1 pseudogene is annotated in these 277 nt (G+C 63.2%); it reads right to left on the reverse strand.

Going from position 1 to position 277, the window contains the following annotated elements:
* Positions 1–277 (reverse strand): annotated as a pseudogene (locus tag RVY79_RS19375) (cation transporter); the annotation flags it as partial.

Below are 277 nucleotides of genomic sequence, written 5' to 3' on the forward strand. Positions count from 1 at the left end.
CTGTGGTCGTGGCCGCTGTGGTCCTGACGGCCTGTCGTGGGTTGCAGGCTGCAGATGTTCTCGTCAGCCTCCGAGTTCCAGTCGATTCCGACTGTGGCGTGTTCGATGCTGAACTGCTCTCGCAGCACCGCCTCGACGCGCTTGACCACAGCTCGCGCCTCCTCGTCCACGTTGGGTCGAACGTGTAGCGTGGCCATCGTGCGACCGGAAGTGAGTTGCCACACGTGAACATGGCTGACAGCCGCCAGGCCGGGCACAGTGCTCATCAGGCCTTGTT

The sequence above is a fragment of the Chromohalobacter sp. HP20-39 genome (genome assembly GCF_033052815.1).
Lineage (GTDB): Bacteria > Pseudomonadota > Gammaproteobacteria > Pseudomonadales > Halomonadaceae > Chromohalobacter.